This is a genomic window from Cognatiyoonia koreensis, assembly GCF_900109295.1.
In the GTDB taxonomy this organism is placed as follows: domain Bacteria; phylum Pseudomonadota; class Alphaproteobacteria; order Rhodobacterales; family Rhodobacteraceae; genus Cognatiyoonia; species Cognatiyoonia koreensis.
In genome coordinates this window covers 2,155,140-2,177,228 of record NZ_FOIZ01000001.1, presented here as the reverse complement: position 1 = coordinate 2,177,228, position 22,089 = coordinate 2,155,140, and the positions used below count along the sequence as shown (strand labels likewise).

The 22,089-nt window shown below is 59.8% G+C and carries 19 protein-coding genes; 3 read left to right on the top strand and 16 right to left on the bottom strand.

Translation table 11 applies throughout. The annotated features are described in order from the left end of the window. Positions 1-5: 5 nt before the first annotated feature. Genes BMY44_RS10795 through BMY44_RS10780 form a run of 4 tightly spaced genes read right to left on the bottom strand, consistent with a single transcriptional unit; the run spans position 6 to position 6,713 of the window. On the bottom strand, positions 6-2,078 hold the full coding sequence (locus BMY44_RS10795; protein ID WP_089993863.1) for a hypothetical protein: 2,073 nt from the start codon (positions 2,076-2,078) through the stop codon (positions 6-8). After that, positions 2,075-4,840, bottom strand: a complete 2,766-nt coding sequence (locus BMY44_RS10790) for a DUF4159 domain-containing protein (RefSeq protein WP_089993861.1) — start codon at positions 4,838-4,840, stop codon at positions 2,075-2,077. Before BMY44_RS10790 ends, BMY44_RS10795 begins: the two co-directional genes overlap by 4 nt. Continuing rightward, positions 4,840-5,712, bottom strand: a complete 873-nt coding sequence (locus BMY44_RS10785) for a DUF58 domain-containing protein (RefSeq protein WP_089993858.1) — start codon at positions 5,710-5,712, stop codon at positions 4,840-4,842. Before BMY44_RS10785 ends, BMY44_RS10790 begins: the two co-directional genes overlap by 1 nt. Beyond that, positions 5,709-6,713 (bottom strand): AAA family ATPase, encoded by a 1,005-nt coding sequence (locus BMY44_RS10780; protein ID WP_089993856.1) that lies wholly within the window; start codon positions 6,711-6,713, stop codon positions 5,709-5,711. Before BMY44_RS10780 ends, BMY44_RS10785 begins: the two co-directional genes overlap by 4 nt. 71 nt (positions 6,714-6,784) lie before the next feature. Between BMY44_RS10780 and BMY44_RS10775 the strand changes: the two genes are divergently transcribed. The 3 genes from BMY44_RS10775 to BMY44_RS10765 all read left to right on the top strand — a co-directional run bounded on the left by BMY44_RS10775 (position 6,785) and on the right by BMY44_RS10765 (position 8,511). After that, positions 6,785-7,360 (top strand): DUF1285 domain-containing protein, encoded by a 576-nt coding sequence (locus BMY44_RS10775; protein ID WP_089993853.1) that lies wholly within the window; start codon positions 6,785-6,787, stop codon positions 7,358-7,360. A gap of 102 nt (positions 7,361-7,462) precedes the next feature. Further along, positions 7,463-7,825, top strand: a complete 363-nt coding sequence (locus BMY44_RS10770; protein ID WP_089993851.1) for a VOC family protein — start codon at positions 7,463-7,465, stop codon at positions 7,823-7,825. Then, a complete protein-coding gene (locus BMY44_RS10765; RefSeq protein WP_089993848.1) occupies positions 7,825-8,511 on the top strand; it encodes a helix-turn-helix transcriptional regulator in 687 nt (228 codons plus the stop codon). Before BMY44_RS10770 ends, BMY44_RS10765 begins: the two co-directional genes overlap by 1 nt. A gap of 6 nt (positions 8,512-8,517) precedes the next feature. On the opposite strand, the gene BMY44_RS10760 is transcribed toward BMY44_RS10765, so the two are convergent. The 12 genes from BMY44_RS10760 to xsc form a co-directional block, all read right to left on the bottom strand. After that, positions 8,518-10,707, bottom strand: a complete 2,190-nt coding sequence (locus BMY44_RS10760) for a vWA domain-containing protein (RefSeq protein WP_089993845.1) — start codon at positions 10,705-10,707, stop codon at positions 8,518-8,520. Beyond that, the gene (locus BMY44_RS10755) at positions 10,704-11,240 is read right to left on the bottom strand and encodes an RNA polymerase sigma factor (protein ID WP_089994840.1); all 537 of its coding nucleotides are present in this window, start codon (positions 11,238-11,240) and stop codon (positions 10,704-10,706) included. The genes BMY44_RS10760 and BMY44_RS10755 overlap by 4 nt, the downstream gene beginning before the upstream one ends. Before the next feature lie 78 nt (positions 11,241-11,318). Next, entirely contained in the window at positions 11,319-12,047 is a 729-nt protein-coding gene (locus BMY44_RS10750; protein WP_089993842.1) for a hypothetical protein, read from the bottom strand. A 39-nt stretch (positions 12,048-12,086) separates the two neighbouring features. Continuing rightward, on the bottom strand, positions 12,087-12,959 hold the full coding sequence (locus tag BMY44_RS10745) for a dimethyl sulfoxide reductase anchor subunit family protein (RefSeq protein ID WP_089993839.1): 873 nt from the start codon (positions 12,957-12,959) through the stop codon (positions 12,087-12,089). Next, positions 12,959-13,720, bottom strand: coding sequence for a 4Fe-4S dicluster domain-containing protein (locus tag BMY44_RS10740; protein WP_089993836.1), 762 nt, complete (start codon positions 13,718-13,720; stop codon positions 12,959-12,961). Before BMY44_RS10740 ends, BMY44_RS10745 begins: the two co-directional genes overlap by 1 nt. Further along, entirely contained in the window at positions 13,717-13,890 is a 174-nt protein-coding gene (locus tag BMY44_RS18210; RefSeq protein WP_165611822.1) for a hypothetical protein, read from the bottom strand. The genes BMY44_RS10740 and BMY44_RS18210 overlap by 4 nt, the downstream gene beginning before the upstream one ends. Then, positions 13,887-16,718, bottom strand: coding sequence for a molybdopterin oxidoreductase family protein (locus BMY44_RS10735; protein ID WP_089993833.1), 2,832 nt, complete (start codon positions 16,716-16,718; stop codon positions 13,887-13,889). Before BMY44_RS10735 ends, BMY44_RS18210 begins: the two co-directional genes overlap by 4 nt. Positions 16,719-16,729: 11 nt before the next feature. Further along, on the bottom strand, positions 16,730-17,491 hold the full coding sequence (locus tag BMY44_RS10730) for a sulfite exporter TauE/SafE family protein (protein ID WP_089993831.1): 762 nt from the start codon (positions 17,489-17,491) through the stop codon (positions 16,730-16,732). Then, entirely contained in the window at positions 17,488-18,546 is a 1,059-nt protein-coding gene (locus BMY44_RS10725; RefSeq protein ID WP_089993829.1) for an acetate/propionate family kinase, read from the bottom strand. Before BMY44_RS10725 ends, BMY44_RS10730 begins: the two co-directional genes overlap by 4 nt. Then, positions 18,543-19,481, bottom strand: coding sequence for a phosphate acyltransferase (locus tag BMY44_RS10720; RefSeq protein ID WP_089993827.1), 939 nt, complete (start codon positions 19,479-19,481; stop codon positions 18,543-18,545). Before BMY44_RS10720 ends, BMY44_RS10725 begins: the two co-directional genes overlap by 4 nt. A gap of 9 nt (positions 19,482-19,490) precedes the next feature. After that, positions 19,491-20,231, bottom strand: coding sequence for a TSUP family transporter (locus BMY44_RS10715; protein ID WP_089993825.1), 741 nt, complete (start codon positions 20,229-20,231; stop codon positions 19,491-19,493). Positions 20,232-20,234: 3 nt separating this feature from the next. Continuing rightward, positions 20,235-22,007 carry a sulfoacetaldehyde acetyltransferase gene (gene xsc, locus BMY44_RS10710; RefSeq protein ID WP_089993823.1) on the bottom strand — a complete coding sequence of 591 codons (1,773 nt, stop codon included), beginning with the start codon at positions 22,005-22,007 and terminating at the stop codon, positions 20,235-20,237. Positions 22,008-22,089: the final 82 nt, after the last annotated feature.

Here is a 22,089-nt window from a genome sequence, read left to right as displayed (position 1 = left end):
CCGCGCTATCGCCGTCCTTCGCGCACCCATGCAAAGACGCTCAGCAAAGCGGCCAACAGCAACCAGACCCATGCAGGCAAAAGCGACGTGATGCTGATGTCGGCCGTCTGATAGGCCCCGCGCGGTGTCACGCCGATCCAGCCACGGCCAGCGGCGGGGCGTCCCTCGCGCACTTCGCGAATGTCGACATCGCCGGAAGACATGGAATAAATCCCGCCACGCGTGCTCGCGACAAGCGGTTCAAGGATGTCACCTGTCGCGATGGTTTGTTCAAATTCGCGTGGTGCTGATGGCCCAAGTGCGATGACGCTTTCCAGATCGCCTTCCTTCAGGCGATAAAGCCCGATCTCCGGCGCGTTCCATGTGGTCGCGAAACGACCGGGGCTTGTCTCTTCCAATGACAGGACTGTTTCGGTCCCATCCGGATGGGTCACCGTCACATCACCGATGCTTTCCGAAATGGTGCGCCGGACGATCTGCATCGTCTGGCCATTCGGGTTGGCAAACAGTGCCTCTTCCTCAAGGTCCGGTTCTTTCATCATCCAATGGGCCAGACGGCGCAGTAATTCCTGCTGCGGGCCGCCACCCTCATATCCGCGATCCCAAAGCCAGCTTTGATCAGATGCAATCAACGCAACCCGGCCGTCGCCAATCCGTTCAAGGGCCAGAAGCGGGCGCTCTTCTTCATCCGACATCACGACAGTTGCAGTGTCCGGAACGATAACATCGACAAGTCGGAACCAGCGCCCCCAGCCGGGCCCGTCGCCCGAGTCTGGTGCCGGTGAAAATGCAGCCAGACCTTCTGTGACCGGATGGCGCTCACCGATATCGGTGATCTGCGGCACGTAACCGTCCTCGAAGACACGCGCGGTCGGTGCGCCCGGCAGGATCGCACCCAAGGGCGAGCGATAGATACTTTCCGCGCTGCCGTATTCAGGGCCAGAAGACACAAGGACGGCACCGCCGTTGTTCACGTAATTGGTGATGTTTTCAAGGTATTGTGACGGCAAGATCCCGCGTCGGCGATAGCGGTCAAAGATGATCAGATCGAAATCGTCGATCTTTTCCAGAAACAACTCGCGCGTAGGAAAGGCGATCAGCGACAGTTCGTTTACGGGAACGCCGTCCTGCTTTTCAGGCGGGCGCAGAATTGTAAAATGGACAAGATCGACAGCGGCATCCGCTTTCAACAGGTTGCGCCATGTGCGCTCTCCCGCATGGGGTTCACCAGACACCAACAAGACACGCAAGCGATCACGCACGCCGTTGATCTGCACGACAGCAGCGTTATTGCGTTCGGTCAGTTCCCCTTCGACAAAAGGTGTTTCGAACTGCAGCACGTTCATCCCGCCATGCGGCAGATCAATCGGCAATTCGATGTCTTCATTCAGAGGCACCTGAAAATCAAGCGGTGCATCCCCGTCGATACTGATTTGCAGTGGAACGAACGCATCTTCACCGGGTGCGGCACCCTGATCCTCAACCCGCAAGGTCAGACTGACCGGTTCACCGAGAATGGCAAACGCAGGGGCGTTGGAGATAACCAGTCGGCGATCCCAGTCTGTGTCCTCGCCGGTCAAAAGCGCATGGATCGGGGCAGGCAGACCCGGCGCACGTTCGATATCGTGCAGGCGCCCGTCGGTAAGCAGGATGATCCCCGCAACGCGGCCCTGCGGCTCCTCTGCCAATGCCTCCGCCAGCCCGGACATCAGCGCAGTGCCGGCATCGCCTTCACCATCCCCGACGCGCACAACCCGCAGTTCGGTATTCTCAAGCCGCGCGACCTCGGCTTCGACATTGGCAATCGCTGCTTGCGTCTGCGCGGGGCGATCTGCGATGCGCTGGCTTGCGCTTTCATCGACGACCAACATGACGATATCGGACAACGGATCACGGTCTTCCTGCTGGATCGCAGGATTGGCAAGGGCGGCAAGCAGGGCCAGACCAGCCAGACCGCGCAACCACCAGCCACCAAGGCGGCGGTAAATGGCGATGCCCAGCCCAAGCACGGCAAGCGCCGCAAGACCATAGATCACGACAAGCGGCAGAAGTGGGTCAAAAACAAGGGTGCCGGTCACTGTCCCAACCTTTCCAGCAGATCGGGAACGTGCACCTGATCGGATTTGTAGTTGCCTGTCAGCACATGCATGATCAGGTTCACACCGAAACGAAGGGCGATTTCGCGCTGACGTTCACCGGCCTGACCGCGCCCGACAGGAAACATGCGATCGCCATACTGATCGACAGCCCAGGCGCGCGCCCAATCATTGCCGCCGATCACAACAGGGGTCACACCGTCGTTCAAATTGCGAAACGGCATGCCCTCGACAAGTTCGGCGTCAGCCGGGGCGGCTTCGACCCAGATATCGCGACTGTTATAGCGGCCGGGAAAGTCCTGCAGCAGATAGAAGGTGCGCGTCAGAACATGATCTTCCGGGATCGGTTCAATGGCGGGAATATCCAGCGAACGCGCAATCGCCTGCAGCTTGCGCCCCTCAGGAGAGCTGGAGCCAAAACGCGCAGTATCCGCGTCTTGGGTGTCGAACAAAATCATCCCGCCCGCGCGCAAATAGCGGTTCAACTTGGCATAGGCCTCACGGCTTGGCAGCGATTGATCAGCGGTGACAGGCCAGTAAAGAAACGGAAAGAAAGCAAGCTCGTCGCGTTCAAGATCAATACCCATCGGTGCGGCGGGTTCGATTGAAGTGCGACGGTTCAAGGTCATGCCAAGGCCACGCAAGCCAGCCTCTGAAATGCTGTCCGTGTCTTCGTCACCGGTGACGACATAGCCCAGAACAACATTCGCCGTGGCGGCAATGGCAAATTCATCGTTCTCTTGCGCGGCGACCGGCGCAGGGACGCCAAACATGGCAACACCCAGCATGATGGCAGCAGCGACATCGGCTCGCGGGCCGCGCAGCCGTCCACCAACAGCAAGGGATGCAATGATATCAACCATCAAAAGCGCAAGCGCTGCCGCCAAAAGCCAGCCTTTCAAGGCCGTCTCGCGCACGATCTCCATGCCTTCCACGGCAATGCGTGCGGGCCATTGGGCCGTCGCAAGGGTTGACTCTGGCTGCATGACGTTCACGGCAATCCTCTGGTCAGGGCCTGCATAAAGGCCGGGTGGCAAGTCGGCGCTGGGCACGGGTGCGGCAAGCAATTCACCAGCGACACCGGGCAAGGTCGCGCCATCCTCAAGCTGTCCGAACGCGTTCAGCACATCCTCCGGCAACCATGTCGTGCCTTCCAGCGTTTCCGCATCGGGTGTCGAAGGGCGGGTGGAAACGGCCATCCGCTCCAACATCTGCACGAACAGACCTGACAAGGGCAGGGTGGACCATTCGGCATTGGCGGTCACATGGACAAGAACCACCTGACCTTCACCGACATTCTTGCGGGTCACCAGTGGTGTGCCGTCGGCAAGCTGCGCGATGACGCGGTCGGCAAGCGTCGGATCGGGTTGCGCCATGACCTGCGATGAAACGGTGACATCATCGGGCGGTGTCAGGCCGAAAAAGGGTGACCCTTCAACGAAGGGGGCCAGCGACTTGGGTTCACCCCAACTCATCGCGCCGCCAACCGTTCGACCACCATCACGCAAACGCACGGGCAGCAAGGGGTCTTCGCTCGCCCGACCCACATCGCTGGCCGCCAGCCGAGGACCGGCAAAGCGCAACAGCAACCCGCCGTTTTCAACCCAGCCAAGCAAGTCGGCCTCTTCTGTACCTGCAAGACTGGCGACATCGGCCAGTACGATGACATCGGGATTGGCAAGAAGGATATCCTCCATCGTGCCGTTAATCATATCTGCTGTCGGCTCCAGCGCCTCGCGCAGGTAGTATAGCGGATCAAGCAGATCGAGCCCTTCGCGATCACCCGCGCCGGAAATCAACGCGACTTCGCGCCGCTTCAGTCCATCGTCAGCCAAGGTCACCGTCGCGGCGGACCGACCGCCAGCAATTTCAAAACGGGTCACGCGATTGCGCAGCTCCGGGGGCAGGACAAGCGCGGTTTCAGCGACAGCATCACCAGCAGCAAAGGTCAGGGTCACACTGGCCAACTGCCGCTCAACCCCGTTCGGATCAAGCCCGATCGCGTTCACGGGCACGTCAAAGGCACTGCCGACAGGTGTGCGCGTCGCTGATAAGATGATCTCGCCTTCTTCATAGAACGCAGGGCGCAAGCCGAATGTCTGACGTGGGGTCTGAAACACCGTCACCGACCCGAAACCTTCAAGCGCAGTCAGGATCGGATCGCGAGCGTCACGGGCAAGGCCATCAGACAGCCAATAGGTGTCAAACGGGCCCGTGACAGTCTCCAGCCAAGCCAGCACGTCGTCGCCGTTCGGCTCCCACGCGTTTGGCTGCACATTCGGCAAGGTCTGGGCAACAGCATCGGCGGATTGGAAAACAAGTGCTTCCGGCAAATCAGTCAGGGTGACGACTGCTGCGGTGCGCCCGTCGCGGGTCGCCTCGTCCAGCATCAATTCCATGCGATCTGACCGGGTCCCCCAATCGCGGGCATCGGCCCAGGTACCATCCGCGACAATCAGCAAGGGGCCGTTGCCTGCGGTGCGGGTTTGCGGGTTCAGAACCGGACCGGCAAACCCGATGATGACGGCCGCAATCGCAAGCAGCCGAAGCAGCAACAGCCACCACGGGGTGCGATCCGACTGGCTTTCATCGTCCTGCAGGCCCAAAAGTAGGGCGACACCCGGAAAACGTCGCTTGATCGGGGCAGGCGGTACGGCACGCAGCAAGATCCAAAGGATCGGCAGGGAAATAAGACCCAGCAGCAACCATGGCGCTGCAAATCCGATGGGACCAATCGACCACATCAGGCTTGCCCGTCCAGCGCATGATAAAGCCACAACAGGGCCTGCGTTGCAGGCGCATCCGTGTGATGGGTCATGTATTGCCAACCGGTTGTGCGGGCCAACTGGTCCAGGCGATCCTTGCGTTCTGCCAGCCGATCCAGATAGCGCGCGCGCAAATCGCCCGCCTTCAGCGTTTCATGACGAACGGCACCGGTCATCGATTCAAAGATCGTTCGGCCATCAAACGGAAATGCTTCTTCCTGCGGATCAAGCACCTGCAAAATCGCGCCATGCACGCCGCGATCCGCAGCCTTGGTCAATGCGGCCTCGACGGGCGCGATGTCGCCCAGAAAATCACTGACGAAAAATGCGCGACTATGGGGCAACATGCCTTGCGCCTCTGGCGTGCCATAGTCTGTTTCTGAATCCTCGGACAGGATTGCGGCCATCTGGTTCAGCTGGATTTCGCCGCGCTTGGGCGGCAAACGCATCCCGGTCAGCCCGACACGTTCCCCGCCGCGGATCAGCAGGATTGAAGCGGCAAGTGCAATGGTGCGGGCGCGTTGGGATTTGGTGGGCAAGTTCTTGTCAGAACTGAAGCGCATGGATGCGGCCTGATCGACCCAGAGGATGATCGACTGCGCGATCTGCCATTCCTTATCCTGCACAAAGGCCTGATCGGACCGCGCGGACCGACGCCAGTCGATGCTGCGTGCGTGGTCATGGTTCTGCGCGGGCCTGTATTGCCAAAAGGTATCCCCCAATCCCGCGCGACGACGCCCGTGATCCCCCAACAGAACGGTGGACGCCAGATGTTCGGCCTCTGCAAGCAATGCCGGAAACGGGGCCGCAAGGGCTTCAGCCCCTGCGCGGAGGGTGAGGGGTGCGCTCATGCTGCGGCAGCGACCTTTGTAATGTCACCGGCCAACGTGTCGATCAACGTATCAAGGCTTTCGCCGCGCGCCCTTGCTGCAAACGACAAGGCCATTCGGTGCTTCAGGACAGGTGCGGCCATGTTGCGGACATCCTCGGCCGATGGGGCAAGGCGACCGTCAAGCAAGGCAGACGCCCGCACTGTCAGCATCAAAGCCTGCGCGGCACGCGGGCCGGGGCCCCAGCTGACCGATCCATTGACGGTGTCAGGGGCATCAGGTCCGGGACGACAGGCGCGCACAAGATCAAGGATCATCTCGACGATATTCTCGCCGACGGGCATGCGGCGCAACAGTATCTGCGCATCCAGCAGTTCCTGTGCAGTAAAGACGGCGGTGGCCATGCCTTCCTCGGCACCGGTCGTGGCAATCAGGATATCGCGCTCTGTGTCGCGGTCAGGATAGGGGACATCAATCTGGACAAGGAAACGGTCCAACTGCGCCTCTGGCAGTGGATACGTGCCTTCCTGTTCGATCGGGTTCTGCGTGGCAAGCACGTGGAACGGGGCTCCTAGCGGGCGATGTTCGCCTGCGATGGTCACTTCCTTTTCCTGCATCGCCTGCAACAGCGCGGACTGGGTACGCGGGCTGGCGCGGTTGATTTCGTCGGCCATCAGCAACTGGCAGAAAATCGGACCTTCGAGAAAACGAAACGCACGCGATCCGTCGTTCGAGGTCTCAAGCACCTCTGACCCCAGAATATCGGCGGGCATCAGATCGGGTGTAAACTGGATCCGGTTGCCCTTCAGGCCCATGACGGTCGACAGCGTATCAACCAACCGGGTCTTGCCCAAGCCGGGCAGGCCGATCAAAACCGCATGGCCGCCGCAGATCAGCGAGGTCAGCGTCAGGTCAACGACGCGGTCCTGCCCCAGAAAACGGTTGGCAATGCTCGTGCGCGCCTCACCCAGCTTGCCCGCAAGGGTTTCGATCTGCGCGACAAGATCTGTGTGGTCTGGCATGACATTACTCCGACTGAACTATATCAAGGTTATAACACCAGATAATCCCAATGACCCCAATGGCAAAAACAATGACCGGACAAAAGATCGTGACACCCTCGGCGGAAAGCCTCGCATCTTCGGCGCAAGCAGCGGCCGGAAAGGGCTTACCCCCTGTTCATCTATGGAATCCGCCGTTTTGCGGCGACCTCGATATGCGCATCGCGCGGGATGGGACCTGGTTCTATCTGGGCACGCCGATCGGGCGTCCCGCGTTGGTAAAGCTGTTTTCGTCAATAATCCGCCGCGACGGGGATGATTATTTCCTCGTCACCCCGGTCGAAAAGGTGGGAATCACCGTCGATGACGCGCCGTTCGTGGCAGTGGACTTCGAAAAGAAGGGCGACGCGCTCGTGTTCGAAACCAACGTTGGGGACAAGGTGACAGCCAGTGCCGACAATCCGATCCGTGTCGTGCGCGATGCGCAAACAGGCGAACCTTCGCCGTACGTGCTGGTGCGCGCGAATCTCGAAGCGCTCATCGACCGCAAATCCTTCTACAGGCTTGTCGACATCGGCGAAACGACGCAAGTTGATGGCACAGACTGGTTCGGCGTGCGCTCATCGGGCGAATTCTTTCCGATCATTCCAGCGGCCGAACTGAAATAGCGCCGCGCAAGAAAAATGCGCCCTACTGAAAACATGCTGACATAACGCTGTCAGCAGGGGTATGGTTAAACATGTTCATCAACCGCACCAAGGAGATGAAACATGACTGCCAAACCAACTGTCGTCTGGACCGAAATTCCCGTGACCGATCTCGCCAAGGCCCAGCAATTCTATGAAACCGTCTTTGGTTTCAAAATGGCGATGGACGACACAGGGCCGAACCCCATCGTGAACTTCGATGCCGATCTGGATGGAATCGGCGGGCACCTTTATCCCGGCGAACCGGCCAGCGGAAACGGCCCGACGATCCACCTCGCCACACCGGACAAGCTCGAAGCGGCGATGGAACGGTGCACAAAAGCTGGCGGCAAGATGATCAGCCCGATCGTGGCCATTCCACCTGGACGTTTCGCCTATGCCACCGATCCCGATGGAAACTCCATCGGCCTGTTCGAGCCAGCGTAATGCGACGCGCCGACCGCCTTTTCCAGATCCTGCAATTCCTGCGCGGCGGGCGGCTCGTCACGGCCAAACAACTGGCCGAAAAACTCGAAGTCACGTCGCGGACGATCTACCGCGACGTGGCGCATCTGATCGGCTCCGGCGTGCCAATCGAAGGCGAAGCCGGGGTCGGCTACATCATGCGGGATGGCTATGATTTGCCACCGCTCATGTTCACACCTGACGAAATCGTCGCCCTCGTCGCGGGCGCACGGATGCTCAAAGGCTGGGGCGGCACCAAGATGGCTGCCGCAGCACAGGAAGCACTGATCAAGATAGATGAGGTGCTGCCCGATGCAGCCCGCGCCCGTGTCGGTCAGGTCAGCATTCAGGCCATCGCCTCAGAGGCACCGCTTGGCAGCTGGCGTGACGTGCTGGACCGGTTCGAAGCCGCAGCCGAAGACCACATCCGGCTTGAAATCAGCTATGCCGACGAAGGCGGGGCTGAAACGTCGCGCATCGTGCGCCCGCTCGGTGTCTGGTTCTGGGGCAAGGTCTGGACTGCGATCTGCTGGTGCGAATTGCGTCAGGGCTTTCGTATGTTCCGGCTCGACCGTGTGATTGCGATGACAGAAGTCGCGCCGTTCAAACCCCAAAAGGGTCAAACCATGCGCGACTTCATGGATGCGGAATGCTACATCCCGCACTAAGTGTGCCTAGCGGGATATCCGCGTCCCGTTCTCGAACGGGTTGCGCGGCAGGTTTTCGGCCAACCGCATCAGCTGCACCGCTTCAGTACGATAACCGAACGGGTCTTCGCCGCGATTGGCATTGGCTAATGCAATCGCGTCGTCATAACCCCACTCACCCAGAAACCGGTCATCGCGCAGCAGCTGGCCCCAGCCCGCAATCGCCACAGCGAACAACGCATCTGCCGGTGCACCGCCACCCGCCACGATCGGCGTGGTCAACAGCTGGCTTTCGTCCGCACCGGGATCTTTATAGCGCAGCTTCAAAAAGCCCAGTTCGCCGTTCCCCGCCGCGACTGTCGCGGGGGCATAGCGCAGCGGATCGCTCAACTGGGCAGGGCTACCAACAGGCGTCACCTCGTAAAGCGCGGTGACGGTATGACCGGCCCCCAGTTCGCCCGCATCAACCTTGTCGTTATTGAAATCCTCACGCGCCAGCGCACGGGTCTCATACCCGATCAGACGATACTCAGCGATTTCCGCCGGATTCCACTCCACCTGGATCTTCACATCACCGGCAATCGGGAACAATTCACCCGTCAACTGGTCCACCAGCACCTTTTGCGCCTCGGTCAGCGTGTCGATATAGGCCGCCGTGCCGTTGCCGTTCTGGGCCAGCGCCTGCATCGTCGCATCGTCCAGATTGCCGCGGCCAAAGCCAAGGACAGACAGATATGTGCCGGTGTCGCGTTTGTCGGCAATGAAATCCTTCAGCGCATCCGGATCATTGATCCCGACATTGAAATCGCCATCCGTCGCCAACAGGATCCGGCTGACCTCACCATCGGCAGCCATCCGGTCGGCAACGGCATAGGCCTGCTGCAGACCACCTTGTCCGTTGGTCGACCCGCCAGCACCCAGACCGTTGATCGCATCAATGATCGTCGCCTGATCGGATGCAGGGGTGGGTGCCAATACCTGCCCGGCACTGCCCGCATACTCCACGATCGCCACCTCATCTTCGGGACGCAGCTGCGACAGCATCAAGCGGAACGACTGCTTGAGCAGCGGCAGTTTCGCCGGATCATTCATCGACCCAGAGGTATCAATCAGGAACACAAGGTTCAGGGGCGGGCGATCTTCAACCGCAGGCATCTGGCCTTGAATGGCAACATGGACCAACTGCGTATCCGCATTCCAGGGCGTGTCCAAGACACTGACCGTCGGACGAAACGGCGCTTCTGTCGCGTCCGGTGCGGGGTAGTCATAAGGGAAATAGTTGATCAGTTCCTCAATCCGGATTGCCTCTGCCGGCGGCAACTGACCAGCCGTGATCGAAGAACGCAGCACTGCATAGCTGGCAGTATCCACGTCGATCGAGAAGGTCGACACAGGGTCTTCCTGCGTGATCTTAAGCGATGCCGGGGCCTCGTTGGCGAAGGTTTCTGTGTTCGGGATCGCGCGAGCCGGTCCTTCTTCTTCGGCATCAAGGACCAACCGTTGAACTCCGGACGAACGGCTTTCAAGCCTTTGCTGGCTTGCTTCAGGTGCAGGCGGAATAGCAGTCGGTGCTACGCTGCTCTGGGGGGCTAATGCCCGTGGACGGCTGGTCGCTGTCGGCGCAGCAGGCTCGATGGCTTCCGGCTGAATGCGGCTTAGCCCATCTTCGACCACGACGTCGTTCTGGCCAAGCTCCGCTGAACCGGCAAAGCTCTCACCTTGCGCGATCTCGGGTTCGGCAAGCACGACGGCATCTTCATCCGCCGGAGCCAATTCAATCTGCGCTTCGTCAAGGGCTTCAGGCAAAGGGGCCATGATCCCATCGACGGCGACCTCTTCCTCAACCTGTGCAGGCTTTGCGATCTGCGGGGCACTGCCTGCGTCCTTGGGTGCCTGCGCACCAACATCCGCCAGATCAAAATCACTTTCGCGCCACATGTCCTGACCGGTTTCGGTCAGAAAAAGGAACCCGCAGGCCACAAGTGCAGTCGTTGCGGTCAAAGCACCGCGTGTCGTCAATGAATTCAGCATATCCTTCAATCCTGTCCAAAGCCCGCTCGGGGCAGCTACAGGATTAGGACGTGCCGCTTCCGGCGTTCCTTGGAGCGCTTCGAAATTTTTCTGCGCCAACGCCAGATTTGCCGCCCGACGGCTGGCATCCGGGGCAGGGGTGGCCGCATTCATCGCGGATTTCAGATCATCAAGGTCGTCGCTCATGCGACATCCTCCTTTGCTTTGAGCGCTTTCAGGGCCTTCTTGGCCTCTGATACACGCCAGCTGATCGTGCCTTCGCTAACACCCAGCACATGGGCCGCGTCCGCGTGGGTCATGTCATCCAGCACCAGTGCAAGCGTGTCGCGCAGATCGTCGGACAGATGCCGCATCGCTTCACTCAGCCAGTCCAGTTGCGCGGCCGCTTCGGCATTCGCGGCGGTGCGGTTGGTTTCCCAATCGCCCCAACCGTCGCTGGCCTTGGCATAGGTCGCCTGCTTGCGGCGGCGGTCATGGGCAGCGTTCATCGCGACACGGTAAAGCCATGTGGTCACCTTCGCGTCGCCGCGAAACCCGGCCAGTTTGGCGGGCAGGGCGGCGCAGATATCCTGCGTCAGGTCTTCGGCTTCTTCGCGTCTGCCGGTCATGCGAAAACAGAACGCGAACAGCCGGTCATAGTGGCGATCCAGCAAGCTCGCAAAAGCCTGCCCATCGCCACCGGCGGCCGCAATTGCAAGGTCCTGATCGGTCACTGACATACGCATCACAGGACTATGACGCGCGCTAATGGTCAATCCTTGGCAGAAGTTGAAAAAAATTCGTCAGGCGTGTCGTCGTCAGTCCGACAGTTCCGCCGTCATCGGCACAAAGACGGCGAAAGGACGGTCTTCGTTGGCGCAATCCAGCTTGATCAACTGCTGGTTGGGGCCCGCATCTGACCAATCCGGCAAAACATACAACGCCGTGACAGCACAGGTTTCATTCAACGCCACAGGCACCGCAAACAAATAGTCGAAATCATCTTCTGCAACCCCCGAACTGATCTGTCCTGTCGCAATTGGAATCGTCTTTCGCGACGCTGCAAAACTTTCTTCCAGCGCCGCCTGCACGTCGGCCAGCTCAAAGCTGTGCAATGCATTGTTTCGGCGCAAGGTGAACCGGCCAGCACTGAACGCAACATCCAGATCGGTCGGCACATAATGCGGGCTGAAAGGCAGATATGCCTTGCGCCACAGGACGACGTCATATGGATTGACGCGCTCTGGCAGACCCAGGTTCGTTACGCGACTGTTCGGGTCAGCAGCGTCCGTCGGAAACCCGTTGTCGCGCACGCTAAGTACCGGCCAATGCTGATCGTCCCATCCGGTTTCGCGATTGCGCGCGATCAGGGTGACATCGGTCTGATTGACCTGATGGTATCCATGATTGTCGCTGATGGTGCGCAAGATAAAGACATGTGTGGCGTTGATGGCCAGAAGGTCTTCATCGACCGACACGATCCGCGGGGGTGTGGCCATGGACAGCGTCGGCACCACAAGCAGGAACAAGGCCAGGATCAGACGCATATTCGCAACCTCACGCAACCCGGCACCATCGACATCGTCCTAACGCTTCCCGTAATAAAGTCCGACCACATGTTCGGCCTGCGCAAAAAACAACCACCGCAGGGCCAGTATCCCCGCAATATGGCTCAGCACGGCGATCGCCGCACCAAAATGGCCAAGCGGAAGAAGCAGGACAAGCACAGGCACGACAAATCCCAGCGCAAGGGCAATCAAACGTAACTGCTGCACATGTTTGCGACCAACCTCGTAAGCGAATTCCTTCAGCAGATAGTTGGTACCGGTATGGGGCGGTTCAAACGCGCGGACCTTGCCAATGTGACCCAGACCCGTCGCCGTGGCGAGCGTCGTGCCACTGTCCGACAGGCGGCTGTCACCGCTGAACCACGCATAGGCCTGCAAAAGACCCGCCGCGATCAGCAGGACAATGGCAATCGTCACCTTGCCTGCAAACAACGCACCACCCCCCAAAGAAAGCGCGAGAAAAAGCGCAGGGGTGGTCCAGTGCTTCCAGCGGGGCACGGTCTTCATCTGCGTGTAAATCATCGAGGTCGTGAAAACGGTCGCCAATGCGCCAAGCGAACCCAACCAGCCAAGCGGTTGCCAGGCGGCAGCAAAAAAGACGAGGCCAAGACCATAAAGACCCATTGCAACAAGCGTCGCGACAGCGGCAAGCCCTTCACGCGAAAGCCAGGAACTGCGCCATTGGGTAAAAGCCTTCAGGAACCGTTCGGGATGGCCAAGATGGAAGGTGGATGACAGCAAGCCACCCGCAGCCATGACATAGGCGATGACCCAGAACACGAATGCGACCCAGCCTGTCGGTGGCGTCGCGTCGATCCCAAGCCAGAATAGCAGGCCAAAACCGAGGCCGGAAAAGACGGTGAAGATGATAACCGACGGTGCGGGATGCATTATCTGGCACCCCCGGGCATGGCGGACAGGGCTTTATCAAGCCAGCCAAGCAGGCCCTTGGCATCCTGCGCGACGGGCTCCAGATATGGGGCCAGAATGTCGATTTCGGGTTCGACATCCTTGGGGCGCGGTGGCAGGTATTTATTGACCGGCTTCGTGCCCTGTTCCGGCATCAGATCAAAACCACCCCGCTCGGCGACCAAATGGCTGACATCGCTTTCCGGATCACCCAAATCGCCGAAATGGCGCGCGCCCGCAGGGCAGGTGCGCACACAGACGGGCTGGCGATCTTCTTCGGGCAGGTTTTCATTGTAGATCCGGTCAACGCAAAGGGTGCATTTCTTCATGACACCTTCTGCCACGTCCATCTCGCGCGCGCCGTAGGGGCAGGCCCATGCGCACAGGCCGCAGCCGATGCAGTCGCTTTCGTTGACCAGCACGATCCCGTCTTCGACCCGCTTGTAGCTGGCCCCCGTCGGACAGACCGTCACGCAAGGGGCGTCTTCGCAGTGCAGGCAGGATTTCGGGAAATGGATCAGCTGCGCTGTTCCGTTTTCGGGCTGTACTTCATATGAATGCACCCGGTTCAGAAACGTCCCGGATGCCGCGCCTGAATAGGCATTCTGGTCCGACAGCGGCGCGCCATAGTTTTCGGTGTTCCAGCCCTTGCAGCTGATCACGCAGGCATGACAGCCAACGCAGGTGTCAAGATCGATGACAAGCCCGAGCTTCTTGGCAGAGGGTGGCGGTAAAGTGGTCATGCGATGGCCCCTTTGGTCAGTGCGGATGCCTCCGGCGGGAGTATTTCAGGCAAGATGATAGAGACGGGTTGCTCTTTTTCAGCATCCCATGTGGCGACGAAATAGACAAAGCTTCCCAAGGTCAGCAGCAGGAAACACGCAATCAGGAGGAGGATTTGCGTATTGCTCATGTGCCGACCTTCCAAACGAGGGTCTCCGGCCCCTGCGGCACCGGCGATTTGAGTGGCGGCATGGCCGGTTTTGCCTCGTTGGTTTCGCGGGTCTTTTCGATCTTGACCCGCAGGTCAAACCACGCCGCCTGACCCGTGATCGGATCGGAATTGGCCCAGCGCAGCCCGTCGCCCTTTGGCGGCAGCAATTCGTGGATCAGATGGTTGAGCAGGAACCCCTTGTTCGCCTCGCTCGCGTCCGTATCCAGTGCCCAGGCCCCCTTGCGCTTGCCGATGGCGTTCCAGGTCCAGATCGTATGCGCGTTCAGGGACGCCTGATGCGCCACGGGCACGACGATTGACCCGTGCGCGGACGTGACCTTGGCCCAGTCGCCTTCGGCGAACCCGTGCTGTTCCCAGATCGCTGTCGGCAGATAAAGTGGGTTATGGCCGTGGATCTGGCGCAACCAGGCGTTTTGCGTCCCCCAGGAATGATACATCGCCATCGGCCGTTGGGTCAGGGCGTGGATCGGGTATTCATCGGGATCCACGCTGGAGTCCTCGAACGGCGCATACCAGATCGGCAGCGGGTCCATCGTCGCCTTGATCTGGTCGCGCAGATGCTCCGGTGGCTGGCGTGTGCCGATCCCTTCGGCCGCGGCCTGAAATTTGCGCAAGGGTTCGCAATAGATCTGGAAGATATAGGGCTGGACCACATCGTAGAAACCCAACTTGACCGCCCAATCCTGATAGGCCGCATTGAAGGGTTTGTAGTAAGAACATTCAGCCGGCACATGTTCCATCCAGAACCCGCCATTGCTGATGTAGTTGTCCAGCTGCGCCTCGTTCACGTCACCGCGCCCGCCCTGCATCTTGCCGTTTTCGCCAAGGCGAAAGCCAGCCAAGGGCCCAATGCCGGGACGGCGGATATGGTGCGTGATGTAGTCGGCATAATCGGCGTATTTCTGACTGCCGTCTTCATTGACAAAGCCGGGCAATCCAAGGCGCGCGCCAAGCTCGCACAGCACGGACTGAAAGCCGCGCACGTCACGATCGGGTTCCACGACAGGCCAGCGGATCGCATCTGCAACGGCATCCGCCTCGCAGATCGGGCGATCCAGCAGGGAAATGCAGTCATGGCGTTCAAGGTAGGTGGTATCCGGCAGGATCAGATCGGCATAGGCGATCATTTCCGACGAATAGGCATCCGAATAGATGATGCGAGGGATGACATATTCGCCGTCTTCGTCCTTGTCCGTCAGCATCTTCATGACACCGCCGGTGTTCATCGACGAATTCCAGGACATGTTCGCCATATACATGAACAGCGTGTCGATCTTGTACGGCGTGCCGGCATGGGCGTTCGAAATGACCATGTGCATCAGCCCGTGGGCCGACATCGGGTTTTCCCATGAATAAGCCTTGTCGATCCGCTTTGGCTGGTCGTTCTCGTCCAGCAGCAGGTCTTCGGGGCCGTGGACATAACCCAGATGCGGGCCATCCAGCGCCTGACCCGGGGTGACTTTGCCGTGCGGCTTGGGATGGGCGGTCGCAGGCTTGGGGTAGGGCGGCTTGAACCGCATCCCGCCGGGGGTTTCAACACTGCCAAGGATAATCTGGAGGACATGCAGCGCGCGGCAGGTCTGGAAGCCGTTGGAATGGGCGGAAATCCCGCGCATCGCATGGAAACTGACAGGGCGGCCAATCATCCGGTCATGGTGCTTGCCACGGAAATCTGTCCATGGCTGGTCCACGGTGATCGCCTCGTCAAAGGCCACGCGGGCCAGTTCGGCCGCCATCTGCCTGATGCGTGCAGGCGTCAGACCACAGCGGTCCGCGACAGCTTCGGGGGCGTAGTCATCCGACATGTATTTTTCGGCCATCAGGTGGAATGCGGGGCGATGGGTGATTCCCTTGGCGCGATGGGTTTTGGACAGATCGGGCTCGACGCCCACACCGTTCCAAGGGGCCAATTTCCCTGTGGCACGGTCAATAACCAGGGGTTGCCCCTGATCGTCGCGCAGGAACTGCCCGCGTTGGTCGCTTTTCGGATCTTCGTTGATCAACACAGACGCATTGGTGAACCGCGCAAGATAGTCGAGGTCGATCTTGCCCGCCTTCATCAGGCAATGGATCATCGACAGGATGAACAGACCGTCCGTGCCGGGCGTGATCCCGACCCAATCATCCGCAACCGCGTTGTAACCGGTGCGGATCGGGTTCACTCCGACAATTTTGGCACCGCGCGCCTTGGCCCGGCCGATGCCCATCTTGATGGGATTGCTGTCGTGGTCTTCGGCGACACCAAAGATCATGACCATCTTGGTTCTGTCCCAGTCAGGCTGGCCAAATTCCCAGAACGCGCCGCCCATCGTATAGATACCGGCAGCGGCCATATTCACCGAACAAAAACCGCCATGCGCGGCATAATTCGGCGTGCCGAAACCTTGCGCCCAAAGTGAAGTAAAAGACTGCGATTGGTCACGACCGGTAAAGAACGCCAGCTTTTCTGGGGCGTTTGCACGGATGGGCGCAAGCCATTCTGTGGCAAGGGTCAGCGCCTCTTCCCAGGAAATCTCCTCGTATTCGCCTGATCCACGCTCGCCCACGCGCTTGAGCGGGGCACGCAGACGCGATGGGGCGTTGTGCTGCATGATTCCGGCCGACCCTTTGGCGCAAAGCACACCCTTGTTGACCGGATGGTCCTTGTTGCCTTCGATATAGGCAACCTTGCCATCCTTCATGTGCACGTTGATCCCGCAGCGGCAGGCACACATGTAACAGGTCGTCTTGCGGACTTCGTCGCTGACACGCGGGCTCAGGTCGATGGCCGGTTGATCAAGTGACATGTGTAAACCTTTCAAGCAAGCTGCGTGCGGACCAGGCCAAGACCGGCAAGCCCGACAAGCAGCGAAAGACAGAAGGGGCGATAATACGGGGCAAACCGCTCTGTGAAAAGCAGCTGGCCCAGAAAGACGCCAATCATCGTGGGAACAGCAAAGACAAGGCCACGGCTGACACCGGACCAATCCATCACGCCGAAAGCAAGCTGGATGAAAAAGGACACCAGCGCCCCAAGAAACAGGAACAGAACCAGCGAGCCGCGCATCTGCTTTGCAGGCGCGTCAGAGGCCAGCACATAGAACGCCACGACCATACCGCCGACATGGGCAAGACCGGACACAATCCCGGCGACAATACCGGTGCTATAAAGCCCGGCACGGGTGGCAAGAAAGGGCAGGCGCACTTTTGCGAGCTGGCTCGCGGCGAGGATCAGGATCACGACAAGCGCGACCACCTTGGATGTCGCCACATCGATCGATGTGGTCAGCCACAGCCCAAGCGGCCAGCCAAGTGCCGAACCAAAGACCAAACCGAACGCCGTGCCGCGATCCGCTTCGGCCCAACCGCCCTTCAGCATCATCAGCGACGCGGACATTTCCAACCACCACAGCATAGGCAGCAATTCGACAGGTGGCAGGATCGTGACAGCAGTGGCCATGACAAGTGCCGACAGGGCGAAGCCCGAAAAACCGCGCACCATGCCGGCCGCGATCACGATTCCGGTCACGATCCAGAACTCTTGGGCGCTTAGCGCTGTAAGATCATAGGCTGCGTTCATGCGTTCATCAGGGCCAATGCGTCACGGGCGATCTGCTTTTCCTCATCCGCCTCGATGATATGCACCGGCACCGTGCCCAAAAAGGCAAGCAATTCCATGATGCGGTCCCGCACGGGTGCCGCGTTCTCACCGATCCCGCCGGTAAAGGCGACCGCGTCAAGACCGCCCATTGCAACCACGGCAGACCCGGCATGGCGGGCGGCCCAATAGCAGAAATGCTCGACAGCAAACTGCGCGGCGGCGTCGTCGCGTTGCAAAAGCGTCTTCATGTTGTTGTCGCCGGCAAGGGCTTGAAGCCCACTGACCTTGTTCAGCATACGGTCCGTTTCTTCCTCGCCCAGCGACTGGGACATGCGCAAGACAGCGGCACCGTCGATGTCGCCGGACCGCGTACCCATCGTCAGGCCGGACAGCGGCGAATAGCCCATAGATGTTGCAATGGATTTGCCATCCTTGATTGCGCACAGCGATGCGCCGTTGCCCAGATGGAAGGCCAGCAGATGCTCTGGCAGATCATCACCGAAATCGGCAACCATATTGGCATAGGACAAACCGTGGAACCCATAGCGTCGGATACCCGCGTCATGCTGCGTCTGTGGAATGGCATAGCGGATCGCGACGTCCGGGTTTGTTGCGTGAAAAGCGGTTCCAAAGGAACAGTACTGCGGCAGTTCAGGCGCAACCTTCTGCAGCGCCATCAGCCCCGCAAGATTGTTCGGATTATGCAGCGGAGCGAGGGGGATCACACTTTCAATTGCGCGGATCACTTCCGGCGTCACCTTTGCAGGACGGGTCAGAATGGTGCCGCCATGCACAACACGGTGGGCGGCAGCTGACAGGGTGTCGATACCGAACCCGGCCTCTGTCAGCGCATCCAGCATCAGCGAAAGAGCGTCGGCATGGGTCAATGCGGTGACCTGCGTGACCGATTTGCGCAGCTTCAGCTCGCCATCCGTGCCGATATTGGTGACAGCACCTGTAATCAGCGACGTCAGGTTTTCGTCAAACACCTCGATCTTGAGAGAGGAAGAACCGGCATTCAGGACAAGGATCATTTTGGCAAACCGCATTGAATGGCGGCCAAAGCGACAGACGCCATACGCGCCGCCGCCGGATCAGCACGAGAGGTTAGCAGGATCGGCACTTTCGCGCCGGTGACAATCCCCGCAGCGCACCCGCCCTTGAGATAGACGAACGCCTTGAACAATGCGTTGCCCGACACGATGTCCGGCACGATGATCGCATCGGCTTGGCCGGCGACAGGATCGTCCGTCAGCTTCTTCGTGGCGACGGCCTTGGGGGACAGGATCAAATCGAACGCCAGCGGGCCGGATACATCCGCATTCGGAACGTTGTCCTTGGCCCACTCCGCCAGTTCACGCGCCTCGCCAGAAGAGGGAACCGCAGGAATCACGCTCTCCGTGGCGGACAGAATCGCGATCTTCGGGCGGGATGTGCCAAGGCGATCCAGCAGGGCGACGCATTCGCGGATACAATCCTGACGGGTCTCGATATTGGGGGCGACGTTGACAGCAGCGTCCGAAATCAGGATGGGACGGCCCCCGTCGGGGTGGGAAATATGAAAGATATGGACAAAGCGGCGACCGGAGCGCAGGCCGTTATTGCGATTGACCGCAGATTTCATAAAGACGTCGGTATGAAGCTGGCCCTTCATCAAAACATCGGCCTCACCCTGACCACACAGGGCGGCAGCCTTCATCCCGGCCTCTTCTTCGCCCGTGGTGTCGTGCAGATCATAGGCGGAAATGTCCCAGTCCAGTTTCGCAGCCTCGGCCTTGATCTGGTCGGCCTCACCGATGAAAACGGGAATCATCAGATCGGCCTCGGTGGCTTCCTTGGCGGCCTTCATCGGCAGCGGTGCGTTGGCGCGCGCAATCGCCACGCGGGGTGACCCGAAATCCTGGCCCATCTTGATGATATTGGCCGGGGCAACGGCAGTGTCCTCGGAAATGAATGGGGATGGGGTCATGTCAGTCTTTCAGGTCAAAGTGCGGATCAGGCCAAGAACGGCCAAGACCAACAGTAGCGAAATGGCGAAGGTGCGAAACCCCTCCGGACTGGCTGCGCCGAAACGCCGCCCACCCAGCCAGACACCAAGGCCCAGCAGCGGAAAGGCAAGGGCAGCGCCAAGCGCCGTATCCCATGTGACCAGCCCGCCGGCCCACATCAGTGGCATGGTGATCAGATCCAGCCCGGTCAGATAAACGATCATCGTTGCGCGAAAGCGTGCGGGGGCAATGGGTTGCGCCGTCATTGTGGCAGCGACCGGAAGACCCCCGACACCTGCCGCATTGCACAAACCCGAGGCCATCCCGATCGCGATATTGCCCGGCGTGCGGATCAATCGCGTCAACGTCCAGCCCGACAGCAGAACCAGCGACATGACCAGCACGATGATGGACACGGTCAGACGGACCTGCGTCTCTCCCAATGACAGGATGATGCTGACCGAAATCGGCAGAACCAGCGCGGCACCGCCCAGCAGCGCAAAGACCCGGTGCCAGTCGATATGGCCGCGAATGCCGCGGGCCTGAAAGACTGTCATGAGCATTTCGCATGCAAATACCACCGGGATCAGGGGTAATGGATTGGTGAAAAGGGCGGCGGCGGCAATGAAAATCGCACTAAAGCCAAAGCCCGAATAGCCCCGGACGTAAGCCGCCCCCACCAGAATGGCAGCGAGGGCGGCAAGCGTTCCGGGGCCAAGATCGAATGGCAAACCTTACTCGGCCGCCATATCAGCGGCACTGATACCCGCGACCCGCACCGGCTTTTTCATCGCGTCGCGACGGAACGGTTCGCCCAGTTCCTGATTAAGCAGGACTTCAATCAGTGTCGTGGTGTTGCTATCCATCTGCTCCTTGATTGCGGTGCTCAGCGCATCGGTCAGTTCTTCCATCGTCTTGACCTGAACGCCCTTCAGGCCACAGGCCTGTGCGATACCGGCATAATTCACCTGCGTATCCAGTTCGGTGCCGACAAAGTTATCGTCAAACCATAGGGTCGAATTCCGCTTTTCAGCGCCCCACTGATAGTTGCGGAACACGATCTGCGTGATGCCGGGCCAGTCGCCACGACCGATCGCCGTCAGCTCGTTCACCGCGATTCCGAATGCACCGTCACCGGCAAACCCGACAACCGGCACATCTGGCTGACCGATCTTCGCACCAACGATGGACGGCAGACCGTAACCGCAAGGGCCGAACAGACCGGGGGCCAGATACTTGCGACCTTCGTCAAAGTCGGGATAGGCGTTGCCGATGGCACAGTTGTTGCCGATGTCAGAAGAGATGATCGCCTCACGCGGAAGTGCGGCCTGAATGGCACGCCACGCCATGCGCGGGGACATCCAGTCGGGCTTGTCGGCGCGTGCACGCTGGTTCCAGGTGGTGCCCGGATCATCATCCTCGTGATCCATGGACGACAGTTCCTGCTTCCACTTGGACTTGGTGTTCGCGATCAGCGCCTTGCGGTCATCACGGCCCGCATCACCCGCGCTGTCGGACAGTTGCGCCGTGATCCCCTTGGCCACTTTCGCAGCGTCGCCGACGATGCCGACAGTGACTTTCTTGGTCAGACCGATGCGGTCGGGGTTGATGTCGACCTGGATGACTTTCGCGTCTGCGGGCCAGTAATCGATGCCGTATCCGGGCAAGGTTGAAAAAGGGTTCAGACGTGTACCAAGCGCCAACACGACGTCGGCCTTCGAAATCAGCTCCATTCCCGCCTTGGATCCGTTGTAACCCAACGGTCCGGCAAACAGCGGATGCGAACCGGGGAATGCATCGTTGTGCTGATAGCCGACGCAAACGGGCGCATCCAGCGCCTCGGCCAACGCCTTGGATGCCGCGATTCCGCCTTCGGACAGGACAACGCCCGCGCCGTTCAGGATGACGGGGAACTTGGCGTTTGACAGCAATTCGGCTGCTTTTGTGACGGATGCCTCACCGCCGGGCGACACTTCGAAATTGATCGGATCGGGGATTTCAACGTCGATAACTTGGGTCCAGAAATCACGCGGAATGTTGATCTGCGCAGGGCCGGACAGACGGTGGGCCTTGGAAATGACGCGGGCCAGCACTTCGCAGACACGGGACGGGTCGCGGACCTCTTCCTGATATGCGACCATGTCTTCGAACAGTTTCATCTGTTCGACTTCCTGGAAGCCACCCTGACCGATGGTCTTGTTCGCGGCCTGCGGTGTGACCAGCAAAAGCGGTGTGTGATTCCAATAGGCCGTCTTCACGGCGGTGACGAAATTGGTGATGCCCGGACCGTTCTGCGCGATCATCATCGACATTTCGCCCGTCGCGCGGGTGTAGCCGTCGGCCATGAAACCGGCAGAGCCTTCATGGGCGCAATCCCAGAACTTGATTCCGGCTGTGGGGAAGATGTCGGAAATCGGCATCATGGCAGAGCCGATGATCCCGAACGCATGACGGATGCCATGGCGTTGCAAGGTTTTGACGAATGCTTCTTCGGTCGTCATTTTCATGGGTTGGGTCCTTCCCCTCATAGGATACGTGCGCGGCGCGATTGCCCTGAAATCATTGGCTGCACATTAAGGTCATTGAGCC